The sequence below is a fragment of the Agrobacterium burrii genome (assembly GCF_017313405.1).
In the GTDB taxonomy this organism is placed as follows: Bacteria; Pseudomonadota; Alphaproteobacteria; order Rhizobiales; family Rhizobiaceae; genus Agrobacterium; species Agrobacterium burrii.
Map to the genome: position 1 here is coordinate 116529 of NZ_JAFLNA010000008.1, position 19541 is coordinate 136069.

General features: G+C 59.7%; 19 protein-coding genes. 8 read left to right on the forward strand and 11 right to left on the reverse strand.

The window, feature by feature from the left end; genetic code table 11:
- Positions 1-41 precede the first annotated feature (41 nt).
- From JZX89_RS15920 to JZX89_RS15965, 10 genes are all read right to left on the reverse strand, one after another.
- Positions 42-281, reverse strand: coding sequence for a hypothetical protein (locus tag JZX89_RS15920; protein WP_207134662.1), 240 nt, complete (start codon positions 279-281; stop codon positions 42-44).
- The gene (locus JZX89_RS15925) at positions 278-778 is read right to left on the reverse strand and encodes a thioesterase family protein (protein WP_207134663.1); all 501 of its coding nucleotides are present in this window, start codon (positions 776-778) and stop codon (positions 278-280) included. The genes JZX89_RS15920 and JZX89_RS15925 overlap by 4 nt, the downstream gene beginning before the upstream one ends.
- Positions 779-820: 42 nt before the next feature.
- Positions 821-1141 (reverse strand): 2Fe-2S iron-sulfur cluster-binding protein, encoded by a 321-nt coding sequence (locus tag JZX89_RS15930; protein WP_207134664.1) that lies wholly within the window; start codon positions 1139-1141, stop codon positions 821-823.
- 12 nt (positions 1142-1153) lie between these two features.
- Positions 1154-2386: an NAD(P)/FAD-dependent oxidoreductase gene (locus tag JZX89_RS15935; RefSeq protein WP_207134665.1), complete on the reverse strand. Its 1233-nt coding sequence runs from the start codon at positions 2384-2386 to the stop codon at positions 1154-1156.
- A gap of 18 nt (positions 2387-2404) precedes the next feature.
- Positions 2405-3340, reverse strand: a complete 936-nt coding sequence (locus JZX89_RS15940) for a 3-hydroxyacyl-CoA dehydrogenase NAD-binding domain-containing protein (protein ID WP_207134666.1) — start codon at positions 3338-3340, stop codon at positions 2405-2407.
- A complete protein-coding gene (locus tag JZX89_RS15945; protein WP_207134667.1) occupies positions 3340-4095 on the reverse strand; it encodes an SDR family NAD(P)-dependent oxidoreductase in 756 nt (251 codons plus the stop codon). Before JZX89_RS15945 ends, JZX89_RS15940 begins: the two co-directional genes overlap by 1 nt.
- Positions 4088-5509 carry an aminobutyraldehyde dehydrogenase gene (locus JZX89_RS15950; protein WP_207134668.1) on the reverse strand — a complete coding sequence of 474 codons (1422 nt, stop codon included), beginning with the start codon at positions 5507-5509 and terminating at the stop codon, positions 4088-4090. Before JZX89_RS15950 ends, JZX89_RS15945 begins: the two co-directional genes overlap by 8 nt.
- Before the next feature lie 2 nt (positions 5510-5511).
- Entirely contained in the window at positions 5512-6441 is a 930-nt protein-coding gene (gene kce / locus JZX89_RS15955) for a 3,5-dioxohexanoate:acetyl-CoA acetone transferase (protein WP_207134669.1), read from the reverse strand.
- A gap of 2 nt (positions 6442-6443) precedes the next feature.
- Positions 6444-7244 carry an SDR family NAD(P)-dependent oxidoreductase gene (locus JZX89_RS15960; protein ID WP_207134670.1) on the reverse strand — a complete coding sequence of 267 codons (801 nt, stop codon included), beginning with the start codon at positions 7242-7244 and terminating at the stop codon, positions 6444-6446.
- Positions 7245-7386: 142 nt separating this feature from the next.
- The gene (locus JZX89_RS15965; RefSeq protein ID WP_207134671.1) at positions 7387-8526 is read right to left on the reverse strand and encodes an aromatic ring-hydroxylating oxygenase subunit alpha; all 1140 of its coding nucleotides are present in this window, start codon (positions 8524-8526) and stop codon (positions 7387-7389) included.
- Between the two features lie 188 nt (positions 8527-8714).
- Between JZX89_RS15965 and JZX89_RS15970 the strand changes: the two genes are divergently transcribed.
- Entirely contained in the window at positions 8715-9737 is a 1023-nt protein-coding gene (locus JZX89_RS15970; protein WP_207134672.1) for a hypothetical protein, read from the forward strand.
- A 142-nt stretch (positions 9738-9879) separates the two neighbouring features.
- Here the strand turns inward: JZX89_RS15970 and JZX89_RS15975 are convergent, their stop codons facing one another.
- The gene (locus JZX89_RS15975; protein ID WP_207134673.1) at positions 9880-10902 is read right to left on the reverse strand and encodes a GlxA family transcriptional regulator; all 1023 of its coding nucleotides are present in this window, start codon (positions 10900-10902) and stop codon (positions 9880-9882) included.
- Between the two features lie 98 nt (positions 10903-11000).
- Here JZX89_RS15975 and JZX89_RS15980 point away from each other — a divergent pair, with 98 nt between their 5' ends.
- From JZX89_RS15980 to JZX89_RS16010, 7 genes are all read left to right on the forward strand, one after another.
- Positions 11001-11963 (forward strand): ABC transporter substrate-binding protein, encoded by a 963-nt coding sequence (locus tag JZX89_RS15980; protein ID WP_207134674.1) that lies wholly within the window; start codon positions 11001-11003, stop codon positions 11961-11963.
- Positions 11964-11974: 11 nt separating this feature from the next.
- Positions 11975-13036, forward strand: coding sequence for a quaternary amine ABC transporter ATP-binding protein (locus JZX89_RS15985; protein ID WP_207134675.1), 1062 nt, complete (start codon positions 11975-11977; stop codon positions 13034-13036).
- A 74-nt stretch (positions 13037-13110) separates the two neighbouring features.
- Positions 13111-15144 (forward strand): ABC transporter permease, encoded by a 2034-nt coding sequence (locus JZX89_RS15990; RefSeq protein WP_207134676.1) that lies wholly within the window; start codon positions 13111-13113, stop codon positions 15142-15144.
- Positions 15145-15185: 41 nt separating this feature from the next.
- Entirely contained in the window at positions 15186-15635 is a 450-nt protein-coding gene (locus tag JZX89_RS15995) for a type 1 glutamine amidotransferase family protein (RefSeq protein WP_207134677.1), read from the forward strand.
- Positions 15517-16706 (forward strand): IS3 family transposase gene (locus JZX89_RS16000; RefSeq protein WP_207134678.1). Its coding sequence is split into 2 segments (ribosomal slippage): positions 15517-15769 and positions 15769-16706, totalling 1191 coding nucleotides; the frame shifts between segments, so codons are not numbered across the junction. Before JZX89_RS15995 ends, JZX89_RS16000 begins: the two co-directional genes overlap by 119 nt.
- A gap of 36 nt (positions 16707-16742) precedes the next feature.
- Positions 16743-17483: a GlxA family transcriptional regulator gene (locus tag JZX89_RS16005; RefSeq protein WP_207134679.1), complete on the forward strand. Its 741-nt coding sequence runs from the start codon at positions 16743-16745 to the stop codon at positions 17481-17483.
- Between the two features lie 47 nt (positions 17484-17530).
- The gene (locus JZX89_RS16010; RefSeq protein ID WP_246746745.1) at positions 17531-19495 is read left to right on the forward strand and encodes an acetoacetate--CoA ligase; all 1965 of its coding nucleotides are present in this window, start codon (positions 17531-17533) and stop codon (positions 19493-19495) included.
- Positions 19496-19541 lie beyond the last annotated feature (46 nt).

Below are 19541 nucleotides of genomic sequence, written 5' to 3' on the forward strand. Positions count from 1 at the left end.
GTCATTCGCGGGGGCGTCGTTCGTTCGCCGATCGCCTGGTATCAGGTTTTGCCGCCCTTGCTCACGGAGGGATCGTCGAGAGTGTCAGCCAATGCGTTGATCAGTTTTACGATGATCGCCATGCCACGGAGTACACCGCAACCTCGGGCTGCAAGGCCTCGAACGTGAACTCCCCGATCTTGATTTGGACGTGCGGCTACGTCGCCTGCGCAATCGATCCACGAAAATGGTCCGCTGGCAGTCAGCCTCGGTTCGAGCATAGCAGGCTTGGTCAATTTCATTGTGCTTCCCGTTGATTTTCCAGCAGTCTCGTCTGCCGCAATGGCTGCCTAAGAACACTGCCGAGCCTTTCTTCGACGGGCAATCCATTCTGGCTTGTGAAAATGGCCGCAACTTTCTCGACCATGTCGCTCCTTGCCGCACAAGCCCTGGAATGGGCTACGTGCAACGCTAGATGCTCCGCGGTCGCGAGCAGCTTGCCCGTGTCGTCGAAGAGCCGGTGAAAAAGGTGCAGGCGCTTGTCATCGTATCCGAGGATTTCGGTCTCGGTCCGCAGCCGCGCACCGACGTGCGTTTCGGCCAAGTGCCTGATGTGGGTCTCTAGGGTGAAATACGACCCCTCCGCGGCGGCCTCGAACTGCACACCAAGCTTAGCATACAGGGCATCGGAGCTGTCGCTGAAGACTTGGAGGTATCGATGCTCTGTCATATGCCCATTGTAGTCGAGCCACTCGGGAAGGACGGAGCCCTCCCATAGTTTCAGGGTCTCTTTGGTCATCTCAATTCCGTCTGATCGTTTAGTCTGCAAGCAACCTATCGCCTACGATTGTCGTTCGGGGATTTTCACGCTCAGGCCGTCTATCGCCTCCGACAGCCTGATCTGGCACGACAGGCGTGAACTCTCGCGGACGTCATATGCGAAATCGAGCATGTCCTTCTCGATGTCATTGGGTGGACCGATCCGGTCTACCCAATGCTCGTCCACGTAGACATGGCAGGTCGCGCAGGCGCACGCCCCTCCGCATTCTGCCTCGATGCCGGGAACGGAATTCCGGACGGCGTTCTCCATCAGCGTCGTTCCGGACGCCGCCTCGATTTCGAAGGACGTCCCATCGGAGGTGGATATGATCAACTTCACCATTTGCGGCCTGCTTTACAGTAGTGACTTGAGATCGACCGCCGTATCGGCAACCACATCCGGCGGCGGCGACTTGCCCGCTTCGATCATCCGCTTCGCGGCCATGTAGACCCTCGGATCGTTCATGGCGTCGACAGCGAGAAGTTCGTCGCCGCGGTAGTACCAGTAGGAGACCGCGTTGCCGGCCCCGTGGCGCGTGGTCACGCTGTCGTATCCCGTCGAAAGTCCGGCGATCTGGAGTTTGACGTCGAATTGGTCCGACCAGAACCAGGGCTTCGCGAGGTATCCGGCGCATTCGCCAAGCATAGCCTTGGCGGCAGCTTCTCCCTGGTCGATCGCGTTTCCTACGCTTTCCAGACGTATGCGGCTGGACTTCCACGGAAACGATGCGCAGTCGCCCGCGGCGAAGACGTCCGGGTCCGACGTCCGGCAGTTCGCGTCGACCACGATACCGTTGTCGACGTCGATCTCCGCGTCGCGCGCAAGCTCGGCGTTAGGATGAACGCCGATCCCGACGATAACGAAATCGACGGGATGAACAGAGCCGTCGGATAGTTCGGCCGCGGTGACGTGTCCGTGTTCGCCCGTCAGACGTTTGATCCCGGTTCCTTCGAGTATAGTGACATGGTGAGACGCATGCAGGTCTCTGAAGAACCGCGAGGTCTCCGGGCTGGCAACGCGCTGAAGGATGCGGTCCGAAGCCTCGACGAGCGTGACCTGCAGACCAAGCTTGGACGAGACGGCAGCCGCTTCGAGGCCGATGTAGCCGCCTCCGATAATGAGCACGCACTGCCCCTGGACAAAGCGTTGTGCCATCGAGTTGATGTCCGCAAGGTTTCGGACGTAGTAAACACCGCCCAGGTCCCCGCCAATTTCGGCAGGAAGCAACCTTGGCCGCGCCCCGGTCGCCAGAAGCAGGCGGTCATACGCGACCTCCGATCCGTCCGCAATCCTGACCGTGTGCGCGTGTTTGTCTATAGCCTCGACTGAAGATGACAGCTTCAGGTCGATACCCTTTTCCTCGTAGAAGCTCAGCGGCCTGAAGTAGAGCCTCTCCTCGGTCGTTTCACCGAGGAGGAAGCCCTTTGAGAGAGGCGGCCTTTGGTAAGGCGGATGGCTTTCGTCGCCGATCAGGGTGATCGACCCGCTATGCCCGAGCGCGCGGAGTTTGGCGCATGCGGAAAATCCCGCCTGACCTGCCCCGATCACCACAATTCGGGAGTTCTGATCAACCCGACCGTCTTCCATGTTGCCGTCCTCCTGTTGTCAGTTGGCTCGGAGTGGAGCCATTGCCTTCTGGATGCTTGCGATGAGGGCGTCGCGCTGCGCGGAGAGATCGGCCGGCGATTGGCCATTGGCCTCCTGCTTGACGCCGGAGACGAGTGTCTCCGCCAACGTCGGGTCCAGGTGCAGCACGCCGAGGTCATCCCACCAGCGATTGAAGCTATCGGTGTAGCGTTCGCAGAAGGCAGCAAGACCGCCCTCGCCTGCGCCGAGATGGAAGAGCATCGTCGGCCCCATGGCGGCCCACCGTAGGCCAGGACCGGCCCACATTGCCTTGTCCACGTCTTCGACCGAGGCGACGCCGGTCTTGACGAGGTGGATCGCCTCGCGCCAGACGGCAGCTTGCAGGCGGTTGGCGACGTGTCCGGGGACCTCGCGGTTGACGCGGATCGTGACCTTGCCGACTGCCGAATAGAAACGTTCCGCGGCTTCGACGACGCCATCGGCAGTCTGTTCATTGCCCATGACCTCGACGAGCGGGATCAGGTGGGGCGGGTTGAAGGGATGGCCGAGGACGAAGCGCGAAGGATCACGCCAGCCGCCCTGCATTTCGGAAAGCGTCAGGCCCGAGGCAGACGTCGCAACGACGGCGTCGCCCGCGAGATGCTTTTCGATCTCGCCATAGAGGGCGTGCTTGATGGCAAGCCTCTCCGGGACGTTCTCCTGCACGAATGCCGCGCCTTCGACCGCTTCCACGGCGGATTTGCAGAACCGAACTCGGTCAGGGCTACCGCCTTTGACGAGGCCGATCTGTTCGAGTGTCGGCCAAGCGCGATCAATATATTCCCGCACGCTCTTTTCTGTGTTCGGAGAGATGTCGTGTACGGCGACGTCTCGGCCCGAAGCGAGGAACAAGGCCGTCCAGCTGGCACCGATAACCCCAGCGCCGAGCACAGCAGTATTTTTGAATTCAGTCATCAGAGTAACCCAGGTTGGAGTGGAGAGGCGGCCGTCAGTCCACCGTCGATGGTAAACAGTTGGCCGGTTACGAAGGAGGCCTGATCGGAGACGAGCCAGGCGACGGTGTTTGCGATGTCGGACGGCGTTCCGAACCTGCGAGCGGGATGGCGGGCGATCGCATCTGCTTTCGCTTTCTCGGGGTCCTCAGCCAAAGCAAAGCCGCTTTCGGCCATTGCGGTCATGATCCAGCCCGGACAAACGGCATTGCAGCGAACCGTCGGGCCATGATCGACGGCGATCGAGCGGGTGAGACTGTGAACGAAGCCCTTCGAGGCGTTGTAGATGGCCATTGACGGATCGGCCACATGGCCGGAAATCGAGCCGAGATTTACGATGGAACCGCCCGATTTCTCCATGATCGGCAGCACGGCTCGGGACATGTTGAAAACGCCGCGGCAGTTAATGTCGATAACGTTCGACCAGTCTTCGTCGGTCGTGTCGCGAACGGTCTTTTCGACCTGCACCCCGGCATTGTTGACCAGAATGCAGACGGGTCCGTATTTGCTGGCAGTTTCGACGACCCTGTTGGCGTCGCCGCTCCAGGAAACGTCGGCGCGAACCCAAACGACGTCGTCGTCCAATCCCTCTGGCCGCGCGCTGCGGCCGCACGCCACGACGAGGGCACCATCCTCGCGCAAACGCTGCACGATCGCGGCACCTATGCCCCGCCCGCCCCCGGTGACGATAGCTACTCTTTGGCCCGCGCTATCCATGGGACACCATCACGTGACGGACGGAGGTGTAGGCGTCGAGCGCGTGGATCGACATGTCCGATCCCGTGCCCGACCCCTTCATGGCTGACCAAGGCATCTCGGGCGTAGCTACGCCGTGGGTGTTGACCCAGGTGAACCCGTATCGGAGACGGCTGGACACATCCATCGCCCGGCCGACGTCGCGGGTCCATACCGAAGACGCGAGTCCGTAGCGCCCGGCGTTGGCGACAGTGACCGCCTCCTCCGCGTCCGAAAACCGGGAAATGGTGACTACCGGTCCGAAGATTTCAGAGCAGGCAACCTCGGCGTTGTGATCGACGTTGGCAATCACGGTCGGCTGATAGAAGAAACCACTGCCGTCCCCTCGTTTGCCGCCCGTCACGATCTCGGAGCTAGCCCGAGCCCGCTCGACGAATCCTTCGACGCGCTCCAGCTGCTGGGCGGATACGACCGGCCCCATCTGGGTACCTTCGGACTTCTGCGCCCCGACCTTGATTTGAGAGACTTCTGCTGCGGCCGCGGCCACCAGTTTGTCATACACGCCGTCCTGGACGAAAAGCCGGCACGGTTGGGCGCAATCCTGGCCGGCGTTGAAGAAGCTGCCATATCGGATCACTTGGACAAGGGCGTCGATATCGGCGTCGTCAAACACGATTACGGGTGCCTTGCCCCCGAGCTCGAGATGAACATGCCTGATCTGCTGCGAAGCGGCCCTCATTGCCGCCATCCCCGTGGCGGGTGATCCCGTCACGGCGATCGCCTCGACCTGGGGCGCGTTGATCAATCTGTCGCCGATCGTCGCCCCGCGGCCGTGGATGATGTTGAAGACGCCCCTCGGCAGAACATCGGCAAGCAGCTCGCCCAATTTGAGCGTCGAGAGGGGCGTGATCTCCGAAGGCTTCAGTACAGTGGTGCAGCCGGCAGCCACCGCAGCCGCGAGCTTCCACGACAGCATCATGAGGGGGTAGTTCCACGGCGTGATCGCCGCTACCGGACCGACAGCCTCTCTTCGGATCATGCTCGTGTGCCCAGCGGCGTACTCGCCGGCGACCGGGCCTGTCATTGTGCGGGCAGCGCCGGCGAAGAATCGGAAGGTGTCGATCGTCAGCGGCATTTCGTCGTCGTGCGCCGAAGGCCACGGCTTGCCGACATCGAGACTTTCGAGCTCGGCGAGTTCAGTGCTGTTGGCCTCGATGACGTCCGCGATTTTAAGCAGCAGCTCAGCGCGTTCCTTAGGCGTGGTCCTCGAGAACTTGTCGAAGGCTTTGGCAGCGGCGTCGACTGCCGCGTCTACCTGCTCCGGGCCGGCCTCGTTGATGCTTGCGATCTCTCCTGCGGTAGCCGGATCGAGGATCGACAGTGCTTCGCCACTGCCCCTAACGAGTTCGCCGTTGATGAGGAGTTTGCTTTGCATGGTCAGAACGCCACCTGATCGCCGCCTTTGAGGCCAAGTCGTTGACGCGCCTCTTCCGGGGTCGCGATCGTTCTTCCGAGGTTTTCGACGATTGACCTGATCTTGCGCACCTGCTCGGCGCTGGATTTCGCCTTCTGTCCGGGGCCGATGTAGAGGCTATCTTCCATGCCGACCCGCAGGTTGCCGCCAAGGAGCGCAGCCTGCGTCGTGAACGGAATCTGGTGCCTGCCGGCTGCCAGCACCGACCATTCGTAGTCGTCGCCGAACAGCTTGTTGGCGATCGTGTGCATGTGAACGAGGTTGTCGAGATCGGCTCCGACGCCGCCGAGAATGCCGAAGACCATCTGGACGAAGAACGGAGGCTTGAGCCAACCCTGGTCAATGATCCAGGCGAGATTATAGAGGTGACCGAGATCGTAGCATTCGAACTCGAACTTGGTGCCGTGGCCCTCGCCCAGCTCCTTGACCGTGTATTCGATGTCCGCGAACGTGTTCCGGAAGATGAAGTCCCTGGTGGATTCCAGGAAGGTCGGCTCCCACGAGTGCTTCCAGTCCTTGTACTTCTGCATCATCGGGAAGATGCCGAAGTTCATCGAGCCGACATTGAGCGAGGCCATTTCAGGGCTCGTCCGCGTGGCGGCCCGCAGGCGTTCCTCGCGGGTCATGCCCAGCCCGCCGCCGGTGGAAACGTTGAGGACCGCGTTGGTTGCCTGCTTGATGCGCGGCAGGAACTCCATGAAAAGGTCGGGATTGGGATCGGGCTTACCGTTTTCGGGGTTGCGCGCGTGGAGGTGGATGATCGCCGCGCCCGCTTCCGCTGCCTCGATGCTCGCCTGGGCGATCTCCGACGGCGTGATCGGGAGGTATTCGGACATGGTAGGCGTGTGGATGCCGCCCGTCGGCGCGCACGTGATAATTACTGACTTGGACATGTTTAAAGCCTCATTTGCTGAACTTGCGCCGACAGACCACCGTCAAGCACCCACAGTTGTCCGCTGGCGTATCTGGCCTCGTCGCTTGCCAGCCAGTTCACCAGGTTTGCGATATCTTCCGGCGTGCCGTAGTTCCGGATCGGATGAACGTTCCGGACCGCCTCCTTGAGGGTGTCGATCGTGCGACCCTTCCCGCCCGAACCTGCCCCGGCGAAAAAGCTCTGGAGCATCGGCGTGTCGATGTAGCCGGGACAGATCGCGTTGACGCGAATGCCCTCGGGGCCGTGATCGCAGGCCATTGCCCGCGTCAGCGCGTGTACCGCGCCCTTAGTTGCGCAATAGGCGGCTAGACCGGGATCGGCGATGAAGCCGTCGTAGCTGCCGAAGTTGATTATGGACGCGGTTGCGCCGCCCTTCGTGGCATTCCGCAGCAGTGGCAGCGCGTGTTTCGAAGCCAGGAACGTCCCGGTCACGTTGACCGCGAAGCTCCGGTTCCATTCCTCCAACGTCGTGTGCTCAATCGTCTTTTCGATTTCGATGCCGGCCGCGTTGACAAGGACGTCGAGCTTGCCAGCCTCTTCCCTCACGGTGGCCATGACCGAGACCGCGTTCTCCTCGGAGGTCACGTCGAGCTTGACGAACCTCGCCCCGTCATCGGCAGCCGAGGTCATGCTGCCGGCGTTTGAAAGGTCTGCCGCATAAACGACGGCTCCTTCCTTGATAAATCTATCGCAGATCGCGCGGCCGATACCGCCACGTCCCCCGGTGACGAGCGCCACCTTTCCTTGCAGTTTTCCTGTCATCGACCGATTCTTCTCTTTTGGCGTAGAGCGCATCGGTGGCGAGCGACTGTCTTGGACCGCGTCATGACCACCGATATGTTTCCGGACGCCTCCCGGCCTGCCGAGTCCTCGACTCGACCGCCAGGAGGAAAAGCCGGCGTGCTTACGGCGCGCTCTTTGCGTACGCCTCGAGAACGAGCCCGTGGAAGTGGTGCACGGCGTGCTCAGACTGGCCGGAGCCGTCCGGATCGTTCACGATACGGCCCTGGGTGAAGGCCGGAGTGTTCATGCCCTTCTGGACGCTTTCAACGATCTTGATGTCTTCGACCTGCAGAACCTCGTCCAGGTACTTGATCGTCTGGAGCTCCATCTCGTTCGGGTTGGTGTCCTCGAGGAAGAAGTCGTAGGTCTCCAGCGTCCGGTCAGGCCCGGCCGGGATGATGTTCAGAATGATCATCGAAGAGCGCCCGGGATACCGCATGATGCACGTGTTCGGCCACAGCCACCAGACAGCGTGCGTCGTTACCGTGGCGTTCGAGACGTCGTAGGCGCTGTTGGTGTTCTTGCCGGCATCAGCCATGTGGCTGGAGTAGATGCCGTGCGTGGTCACCTTGTAGGTGTCCATATCGACCAACGTGCAGAAGTCCTTGTGCGCGGTCGGGCAGTGATAGCACTCGAGGAAGTTGTCGACGACGTTCTTCCAGTTCGACTTGATGTCGTAGGTCAGCCGCTTGGCGAACGTCAGCTTGTCGATGTCTGGAGCCCAGTGCCTGATCTCCGTTTCGAGGTCTCCCGTCTGCGACCGAAGCGAAGGCGCGTTGGGGTCGAGATTGACGTAGATGAAGCCGCAGAACTCCTCGACCTGGACCTGGTCGAGACAGATGTCCTTCGTGTTGAAATCCTCAAGCGTTTCCGTATGAGGCGCGCGGACGAGCTGTCCGTCCAGCTTGTAAGTCCACGCATGATAGGGACACATGATGCGGGTCGTGTTGCCCTCGCCGCTTAGCAGTTCGTGAGCGCGATGTTTGCAGACGTTGTAAAACGCACGCAGCACGCCCTCGCGGTCACGGACCACGGCGATGGGCTGGCCGGCCACATCAACGGTGACGTAGGCCCCGGGAGTGCGCACCTTTTCGACATGACAGACCCACTGCCACGTCTTTGCGATGATTTCCTTGAGGTCGACAGCATACCAACGAGGATCGACATACGCGTCCTTGTTCAACGAAAGCGAACGTGACGCGTTCGGGGAATAGCCCTTTTGAATGGCGGCGAATTCTTCCTTTGACGGCAGGACGGTCATGGCTGCTCCTCTCTCAGTTCCCGCATCCGCTTGGTGCGGAATGTCTGTTTTGATGCCCAAGCTTCGCGCTGACGCCCTTCATCGTCTGTGCGTGAACCGCCATGAATTTGATATTTCTCGCCTTGGTTTGGTGGCTACCGCTATCTCGGCAGGAAGTCGCAAAGGGGCGCGCAGGTCAGGATTTTCCAATGGGTGCACATATTGCAGGAATCTCGATTGACGAATGCGTGAAGATAAATCACCCGTCTGCAGCACTTGGCACGATGTGCGCCGATTCCGGCTCTTTTCTCACGCCCGACAAGAACAACGAGGATGCGATGACAACTAAAGCTGAACACCTGCTGGTTCATCATATCCGCCAGACGCTTGGAATGGCGTGGGTATCGTGCGAGGAGATGATCCGGCAGATCGAGTACCAAGCGTACAAGTCAATTAGAGAACTCGACGAAACGGATTCTACTTATGACCTGACCGCGATTAGATTCGTCTCCAACGTCGAAAAGGCGTTCCGGGAGATTGGGATGTTGGCCGAGAGGCTGGGACTCCCTCAGACCAAGGCTGACTTGGTGGCGCGCCGGAATAGTTTTGGCAAGATGAGCGGCTCCGCGCTCATAGAGATGCACGAGGACTTTTACTCACCAGTCCTCGGAGAACTTGACGCAACCTTCGAGGCCATGGCTGTGATGGTGGACGGAAGCGCGACAACCGGCATGTCAATGCTAGAATCTATTCTAAGAAATACGGCTGGGATAATTGCCGATCAAGACCTGCTACCAAGCAAGGAATTGGAGGTGGATCAGGCGATCGGAAAGATAGTTCGTTATGCGTTCCCAGACTTTGTGGATAAGCCGCAGATCGACAAGGCGATTACAAGGTACAAGCCCGATTTCGGAGTGAAATCTTTGGGTGCGCTGGTCGAATACAAGTTTGCGGTGGACGAGGCAGGCGTGAAAGTCGCCTTGGAGGGTATCTCCGCGGATATGACAAATTATGGCGGCGACCCGAACTGGGGAAAATTTTACGCAGTGATCTACACGACCCTACCGCTTCTCCATACCGACGTGCTCGAAGAACACTTCAAGTCGTCCTTTGATCGGGGGGATCGGTGGTCGATTGTTTTCGTCAATGGTCCTGGCCGACAGGGACCCAAGGTCAAGGACCCAGATAAATCTAAGGCGCTTCGCGCGGCGCGTAAGCGCGATGCAAAGTAGTGGCTCCGGTCACACCGAGCGCCCGACGTCAAACACGGAAGCGCCTGGTCTTGAACGAATGACAATGTCGAATTGGCCGTTAGCAATAGTACGTAGCTCATCTATTTCGCCATATACCATCGGCCCCCGGGTGTATCTCAGATCAGACCGTTCCCGACTGCTTCCTGTGCATCGGCCACGCGCGGAACTCGAAGGGTATCCGGCCATCGATTCGATCAGTACGGGGAGACAGCCCGAATCTCTCACGGTAGGCCCTGCTGAAATGCACCTGGCTGGCGAACCCTGAGGCGATGGCGATTTCCGACATCGGCATGTCGGTCTGGGTTACGAGCCCGCGCGCGCGGTCCAAACGGATGTCGCGATAGTAGATCGCCGGAGCCTTGCCGACGTACTTCAGGAAAAGACGGTTGAGCTGACGATGGGAAATCCGCACCCTGTCGGCGATGTCGGGTATGGCGAGCGCGTCCTCGAGGTGCTGCTCCATGACCACGATCGCCTGCCTGATCGACGCAGGCACGTGACTGCCCAAGGGTTCGACGTTGGCCGGGTTCTGCGGTGTGCCCGCGGGCCTCAAAAGTGGGTGGAATATGTACCGAGCCGCAGCGTTGGCCAAAGCGTCACCCGATATAGCCTGGATGATGTGAAGGGCGATGTCAGCCGACGCGATTCCTCCCGAGCAGGTGAATTGCTTCTCGTCACGGACAAAGATGTCCTCCGAAACATCGATGTCTTCGTGCAGCTCCTTCAGGGCGTCGATGTGCTCGTAATGGACGGTCGCGCGCTTGCCACTTAGAAGGCCGGCATCGGCCAGGATGAAGGCCCCGGTGTCGAGGCCGCCCATGATGCTGCCTGCCCTCGCCCACTTTCGCAGTGTAGCCAGCAATTGCGGAGTTGCAGCTGCTTCCGGCGTCCAGCTCGCAGACATGACGACGATGTCGAACTGATCATTTTGGATGTCACTCAGGCGCTGAGTGTCTACGGCGAAGCCATTGCTCGCCATGCAAGAACCGCCTTTGACGGAGACCAGTTGCCACCGAAATCGCGTATCGCCTTCGAGATAGTTGGCCGCGCGAAATGGATCGATGAAGGCCGCAGTGGCCGCCACGTTAAAGTTCGGCGTGACGAGCACGAGTATCTGGACGGTAGAGTTGTATTTCTCTGACATGGCCGAAAACGTAAAACCAGTGTCGTAAAATGTTAAAACACGCCCTCGCTTTATGCAACAATTTTGGAAGGGAACAAATACAAACTGGGAGATCAATAATGAACAAGGTTTCAAAACTTGTCTCGACGTCCGTTGTCCTGACGCTGCTTTCCGGGGGCGCTTATGCCGCTGAACTAGGCGCTTCGGGCGAACCGATCAAACTCGCCATCAACGAATGGACAGGTCAACAGATCACCACGCGCATCGCCGGCCAGATGCTCGAGGCGGCCGGATACAAGGTCGAATACGTGACCGCCGGCTACCAAAACATGTGGCAGGCCGTTTCCGAAGGCCAGATCGACGCCGCGCTCGAAGTGTGGGGTTCCAACGTCACCGAGCAGTACAAGCAGCTTAACAAGGAGGGGAAGGTCGAGGACCTTGGCGAGTTGGGTCTTGATGCGCGCGAAGGCTTTGCGTACCCGGCCCACGTTGCAGAACTGTGTCCCGGACTGCCCAAATGGGAAGCCCTGAAGGATTGCGCCAGCGTCTTCGCGACGGCCGAGACGCTTCCTGAAGGTCGTCTCGTCGACTACCCCGGCGAATGGGGTACGCCGGGAGCCGACCGGATCAAGGCCCTCGGTCTCCCGTTCAAGGCAATTCCGGCAGGTTCCGAAGGAGCGCTCGCCGCCGAGTTCAAGGCGTCTGTCGAACGTAAGACTCCGCTGGTCGCTGTGTTCTGGCAGCCGCATTGGGCGATTGCCGCCTACAATCTCAAGTTCGTTGAACTCCCCGAAGGCAAGCAAGAGTGCTTCGACGATCCGGCATATGGTCCGAACAAAGACGTGACGGGGGACTGTGACTTCATCCCGACGCGCGTGTTCAAGGCCGCATGGCCGGGCCTCAAGGACAAATGGCCGGCAGCATATGAAATCCTCAAGGGCCTCAAGCTTTCCACCGAACAGCAGCAGCCGCTTATGGGTGCCGTCGACGTCGATGGGAAGTCCGCCGAAGACGTGACGAAAGCCTGGATCGATGCGAATGCGGCGACCTGGAAGCCCGTCGTTGAGGCGGCCACTAAGTGAGGTCAGCGCCGATGTTGCAACAAACTCCGCCTCCGGCGATTTCGTGCAAAAGTGTTTGGCAGGTCTACGGAGCGAACCCCGAGCAGGAACTGAAAAAAGCTCTGTCCGATGCTGCCGGAAACGCCGATGAGGCGGCGCGGTTGCTCCGTCAACGGGGGCATGTGCCGGCGGTGCAGGATGTCACCTTCGATGTCCGCGAGGGCGAGGTCTTTGTGATCATGGGCCTTTCGGGGTCGGGGAAATCAACCCTTATCAGGACGATATCCCGCCTCGCACAAGGAACTGCTGGATCGATCCTGATAAGCGGTGAGGACATCCTCACCGCCAGCAAACAGCGGTTGATCGAGTTGCGCCGGAATAAGCTGGGCATGGTGTTCCAGCATTTCGGACTATTCCCCCATATGACGGTCTGTGAGAACGTCAGTTTTCCGCTCAAGATGCAGGGAGCGGACAAAAACTCGCGTCGGAAACGCGCTGTCGAAGTGCTGGAGTTGGTGGGACTTTCCGGCCGAGAGGAGGCCTATCCGCGTGAACTGTCGGGCGGACAACGGCAGCGCGTCGGGATCGCCCGCGCTCTGGCGGTGAATCCAGACCTCTGGTTCCTCGATGAGCCGTATTCGGCCCTCGATCCGCTGATCCGTCGCCAGCTCCAGGATGAATTCCTGAGAATTCAGGCCGGTCTGCAGAAGACCTCCGTGTTCATCACACACGACATCACGGAGGCTCTCAAACTCGCCGACCGCATAGCGATCATGCGAGACGGCAAGATCGTGCAGATCGGAACACCGGATGAGATCATCGTCAATCCAGTCGATGACTACGTGCGGGAGTTCAGTCGGGACGTCCCCAAGGGCAGGTATTCCCATGTCAGCTCGATGATGAGCCTACCGGATCGCCTCCCGAACATGCCGGACGATCCCAAGATCGGCGCGGAGATGACGGTTGATGACGCCTTGGCTTCGTGCATGGCCCTCTACCAGCCTGTTCCCGTGTGGGGAGCCGACGGGAAGATGGCGGGGATAGTTCATCCGAGCCAACTGGCAAGCGCGCTCCAGTCCGAGCGATCTGCGTGAAAGCGTCTGCATTTTGGACGGTCCGTCCCGACGGGCTGTTCTGAACGATAATACGGGAACCCGGAGAAATCTCCATGACACGCCCTACTCCAGCGGTTTGGGCTGCGCTGACTGCTGTCCTTGTCGGAGCTGCCTGCATTATGTTGTCGCCATACCTGCCCTGGGTCAGTTCCTGGCCGGCGGCGGCGACGCTTCCCGTGACCTCGTGGATCGGAACGGGCCTTACGGCGGTCTTTGAATTCCTCAAGCCGCTGGCACGCGCGACTTCGACGCTGCTCTCGTATCCGATGATGTTTGCGAACACTGTCCTGGTGAACGCGCCGTATTCTCTAACGATCGGCGTCTTTACAGCGCTGGCCTGGTATCTCGGCGGACTGCGCCTCACGTTTCTGGTCGCCGCCGGTCTCGGCTTCGTGCTGTTCAGCGGCTACTGGATTGCCAGTATGAACACGCTGGCGCTCGTGTTCGTATCGGTGCCCTTCGCCCTCCTGGTAGGGTTTGCCATTGGCCTGTTAGCGAACGAGTTCAAATCGATAAACAGAGCAGTCGAAACCACGCTGGACGTTATGCAGACGGTCCCAACGTTCGCGTATCTCACGCCGCTTCTGCTCCTTTTCGGGTTCGGCCCAGTCGTCGGCCTGATTGCTTCGATTATCTACGCCGCCCCTCCCATGGCCCGCAACGTTATGCTTGGTCTCCAGCGCGTCGAGCCAGAGATCAAGGAAGCGGCTATCATGAATGGCGCGACACGGATTCAGCAGCTTTTCCTTATTGAAGTTCCGTCGGCGGCCAGACAGATCATGGTTGGCGTGAACCAGACGATCATGGCGGCCCTGTCGATGGTCATCATCGCGGCCGTGATCGGCGGGTTCAATGACATCGGTTGGGAAGTTCTGCTGACCATGCGCAAGGCAGCTTTCGGGCAGAGCCTTGTTGCTGGACTGGTCATCGTTATCTTCGCGGTCCTGGCCGATCGGATGAGCGGCGCGTTGGCGCAATCCGAAGAGCGGCACTCGTGGAAGGTCGCGCTTGTCGTGCTTCTGGTTTCGGTCGCACTTGCGGCTGTCGAGCGCAGCCTTCTGCCGGGACCCGGCTCCTATTCGGCCTTCAAGGGCCTAGCATCTGCCGCCGACAGTTACCTCAACGCCTTCACCGCGGCCAACGGTATTGTTTTGGACACGATCAAGAACGGCGCGATGTTCTTCGTCCTATTGCCTTTGAAGATCGGGCTCGACCAGGCGGTCCTGCCCTTCACCTGGGGCTTCATGTGGACGAAATGGATGAGTGTCGCCGTCTACGCAGCCTTCGGCGTGATCGCTATTGTCATGGCGCTTCGCGGTCGGGCGGTCCTTGGATTGTCGCTCCTCATCGCTGCCGGCATCATTGTTGTCGGCATCGCCAACCTGCCGTGGCCGTTCATGCTGATTTCGCTCGGAGCGTTAGGCTGGGTCGCGGGCGGCCCGAAACTCGCAGCGTTCGCGGTTTCCATGATCGCCACGATCCTGTTGATGGGGCTTTGGGAGCCTGCGCTCCTGTCTTTGTACCTGTGTACGGCGGCGGTATCGGTCTGCGTGGTTCTTGGCGGTCTGATCGGCCTCGTATCATCGGTTAGCCCAAAGACGTGGAGTGTCGTGCGGCCCGTCTGCGACTTTTTCCAAACCATCCCGCTGTTTGTCTTCCTCATTCCCGTGTTGATGTTCTTCCAAATCGGAGAATTCTCCGCGTTCCTCGCGATATGCGCCTACGCCATCGTGCCCATGGTTCGCTACACCCATCACGGCCTGACATCGACCCCGGAAGAACTCCTCGAGGCAGCGGTCGCGTCTGGCGCGAGTGACTGGCAGGTAATGCGGGAGGTGCGTATCCCGTACTCGCTGCCTACCATTCTCCTCGGGCTGAACCAGACCGTGCTGTACGCCTTTTCGATGCTGGTGATCGCCGCGTTGATCGGAACGACGGACCTTGGCCAGCAGATTTATCTGGCACTCGGCCAGGGCGACGTCGGTCTCGGCGTGGCTGCCGGAGCGGCGATGGCAATCCTCGCTCTGGTCGCCGACCGTTTGGTCCAAGCCTTTGCCGTTAAGCAACGCCAGGCACTTGGACTTTAGAGTTTAGTTCGAAACCAGCTATCTTGGACTTGGAGGAACCGATGACAACGACATCGGACACGAAACGACTGTTCCTATTTTACCTCGCCCCTGAATTTACCCTGCTGGCCTTCACCTCCGCCCTCGAGACCCTGAGGCTGGCGAACCAGGTGATCGGAAAAGAGGTCTATGAATGGCGCATTGTCACCAGCGACGGCAAGACTGTCCGGGCTAGCTGTGGCCTCTCGATAACCCCGGACCTCTCTCTGGCCGAGGCGCGGAAGCTCAGGACCGGCGGCGTGAAACTTGACATGGCGATCGTGTGCGGCGTGACCTGCCACTGCGAATTTCCTCCAGATTGGATTAGAGTCCGGTCCATTAAAGGACGGACGAATGAAGAAGCAGAGATTTACGGAAGAGCAGATTATTGCGGTGCTGAAGGAGCAGGAGGCTGGCGCGAAGGTGGCCGACCTCTGCCGCAAGCACGGAATTTCAGAAGCAACGTTTTATAATTGGAAAGCCAAATACGGCGGCATGGAAGTCTCCGAGGCGAAGCGGCTGAAGGCGCTTGAAGACGAGAACGCGAGGCTGAAGAAGCTGCTGGCCGAACAGATGCTGGATGCAGCCGCACTTCGCGAGCTTCTTGCAAAAAAATGGTAGGGCCTGCCGCCAAACGCGACGCCGTCGCGCATCTGAAGACCGTCATGGGTCTTTCGGAACGGCGGGCCTGCCAGATTATATCTGCGGATCGGAAGATGGTGCGATATCGGTCCTGCCGACCGCCGGAGGTAGAATTGCGGGCGAAGCTGCGCGACCTCGCCAATGAGCGACGGCGTTTCGGATACCGGCGACTGTTCGTCCTGCTTCGGCGGGACGGAGAGCCGTCCGGCGTCAATCGCATCTACCGGCTCTATCGCGAGGAAGGTCTTTCCGTTCGCAAGCGCAAAGCCCGGCGGCGTGCGGTCGGCACGCGTGCGCCGATCCTGGTCGAGGCGAAGGCCAATGCCCGCTGGTCGCTGGACTTCGTGCATGACCAGTTTGCCTGCGGCCGACGCTTCCGCGTCCTCAACATTGTCGATGATGTGACGCGCGAATGCCTGGCGGCGATCCCGGACACATCCATCTCCGGTCGACGTGTCGCCCGAGAACTGACGACGCTGATCGAACGACGCGGCAAGCCAGGAATGATTGTCTCCGACAACGGCACCGAACTAACGTCGAATGCCATCCTTGCCTGGTCGAAGGATCACAAGGTCGAGTGGCACTACATCGCGCCGGGAAAGCCGATGCAGAACGGCTATGTCGAGAGTTTCAACGGTCGGATGCGCGACGAGTTGCTCAATGAAAGCCTGTTCTTCGGCCTCGATCATGCCCGTAGCGCCATTGCTGAATGGGCGGACGATTACAACCATTACCGGCCTCACTCATCGCTCGGATACAAAACCCCGGCAGACTTTGCCGGGACCATCGCCGCAACCGGCTCCAACGCTGCGCAAGATGAAAGCTTCGCGCTTCCGCCGGTTGCTCACACCGCGCCACTTGGCGTATTCAGAACCGCCGGGGCTCTAGTCGCTGCTGGGTGAAAGTTCCGTGGCAGGTCAGGCGGGCGCAACGTTCAAATGCACGTCGACAAGTCGCTCGACCAATGGCTTCGCGAATGCCGCGCGCAACGTATTGCGTTAGGGGCCATCTGCACCGGTCCCCATTTGCTCGCGAAAGCTGGATTGCTTGTCGACAAGCGCTGCACGATCCACTGGGAGAACTACCCGTCGTTCGCGGAAGCCTTCTCGGACGCCCAAGCGCGACCACAGTTATATGAAGTCGACGACGGCATTTACACATGCGCCGGCGGCACATCTTCACTCGACATGATGCTGCACATTGTTTCCGAACACCACGGGCCGGATGTAGCGCGAAAAATCTGCCAAATGGCCATCGTTGGAGCGGTGAGGCACAAGTCGGAGCGCCAGCGGCTGCCGTTTTCGCTTTCTCAAGATATAAAACATCGCACGCTCCAGGCAGCGATCGAATTGATGGCGGAGAATGTGACGCAGACACTTCCAATGGACCTTTTGGCAAAAAAGGTCGGTATTTCGCGTCGGCAGATGGAGCGTCAGTTCCATTCCAACACGGGCTGTAGCCCAAGTCGGTTTTACGTGAAGTTGCGTGTGGAACGCGCCAGGTCGTTGTTGGAGCAAACAGCGATGCCAGTCGTCGATGTCGCTGTCGCGTGCGGTTTTACGTCGAGTTCGCACTTCGCCAAGGTCTACCGCACCAACGAGGGCGAGTCGCCCATAGAAACCAGAAAGCCGAAACGCGCGAAGGACCTGATGGCCTCAAGCGCGGCGATGTCAGCGTAGGCCAAGTCGCCGAACGAAGGCCATTCCACGTTACTCGAGGACAAGTCATGGACAAGATGGAAGATCAGCCGCTTTGGCGGCCCGATGGCGCGCGCGTAAGCGAAAGCGCAATTGAAGGCTTCAGGGAGTGGTGCGCTTACTCGCATTGTACTCCGATGGCCGATCACTCCGCCCTTCATCGCTGGTCGATTGATGAACCCGGCGATTTCTGGCGGGCCCTCTGGGACTACTACGAAGTAAAGGGGTGGCCCGGCCCGCGAAGCTTGGTGAACGGTAGCGATATGATGGCTGCGCGGTTCTTCCCCGACGGAACGCTGAACTTCGCTCAGAATCTCTTGTCGCGCGAGGGGCCGGAGGACGCGTTGATCTTCCGGGGCGAGGACCGCGTCGAATACCGTTGGAGCTGGGATCGGCTTCGTGCGGACGTCTTGCGTCTCCAGCGGGCCTTCAAGGCAATGGGCATCGTGAAGGGCGACCGCATCGCCGCAATGATGCCAAACCTCCCCGAGACGGTCGCCTGCATGTTGGCAACCGCTTCCATCGGAGCGGTCTGGGCATCATGCTCCCCAGACTTCGGCGAGGCCGGAGTGTTCGATCGCTTTGGTCAAATCGAACCCAAGCTGTTCATAACCTGTGACGCTTATTGGTATGGGGGAAAGCTACAGGACGTCTCGGGAAAGGTCCGAAATCTCGAGAGCCGCCTCGCCTGTCCCGTACTCGTGGTACATTACGCAGGTGACGCCGAAGCGCTGGCCTCTTCGCTCGTGGACGCGAGAGCCTACGACAGCATCGTTGCGGAGGACGTCGAGGCCGAACTCGAATTTGTCCTGCTGCCGTTTTCCCATCCACTCTACATTCTGTTCTCGTCCGGCACCACCGGTGCGCCCAAATGCATCATCCACTCGGCAGGCGGGACGCTGCTGCAGCACATCAAGGAACATAGGCTCCATTGTGATATCCGACCTGGAGACCGGGTCTTCTACTTCACCACCTGCGGCTGGATGATGTGGAACTGGCTGGTCTCCGGCCTCGCCTCCGGTGCCACCCTGTGCCTGTTCGACGGTTCGCCGTTCCATCCCGATCCGGGGGTGTTGTGGAGATTTGCAAGCGACGAACGCTTGTCGTTCTTTGGCACCTCGGCGAAGTACATCGACAGCCTTAGGAAATCAGATTTCCGGATCGACGAGACCGTCGGGTTGGATGCCCTGATGACGATTGCATCAACCGGATCGCCACTTGGCGGCGACGGTTTTGACTATGTGTACCAGCACATCAAGTCGGACGTACTCCTCGCATCCGTCTCCGGCGGAACGGACATCGTATCTTGCTTCGTCCTCGGGAACCCAGTCAGTCCCGTGTGGCGCGGCGAGATACAAGGTCCGGGGCTGGGTCTTGCAGTGGACGTGTGGGACGAGCAGGGCCAGCGTGTATCTGAAGGCAAGGGCGAGCTGGTCTGCACGAAACCCTTCCCTTCCATGCCGGTCGGCTTCTGGAACGACCCTGACAACGTTAAATACAAAGCGGCCTACTTCGACCGGTTCGACAACGTTTGGTGCCACGGGGATTTCGCGGAATGGACCCGTCACTCCGGCCTGATCATCCATGGTCGTTCTGACGCGACTCTGAATCCAGGCGGGGTCCGCATTGGAACGGCCGAAATTTACAACCAAGTCGAACAATTGCCTGAGGTGGCCGAAGCGATCTGCGTCGGTCAGGAGGTCGAGGACGACGTGCGGGTGTTGCTTTTCGTCAAGCTCGTGACCGGCCGCACTCTCGACGCCGAGCTTGAAAGCGCGATCAAGCTGAAGATCAGAACAGGCGCTTCACCCCGTCACGTGCCGGCGAAGATACTGCAGGTGAGTGACATACCGAGAACCAAGTCCGGCAAACTTGTCGAACTCGCCGTCAAGAACGTCATCAGCGGAAAAGAGGTATCGAACCTCAACAGCCTACAGAATCCCGGTGCGCTCGAGGAGTTTGCGCGTCTTAGAGATCAGGTGCTGAGCCATTGATTGTTGCGAGATCGGGGCGAATTCCACGTCGGATTTTGCCCTGATG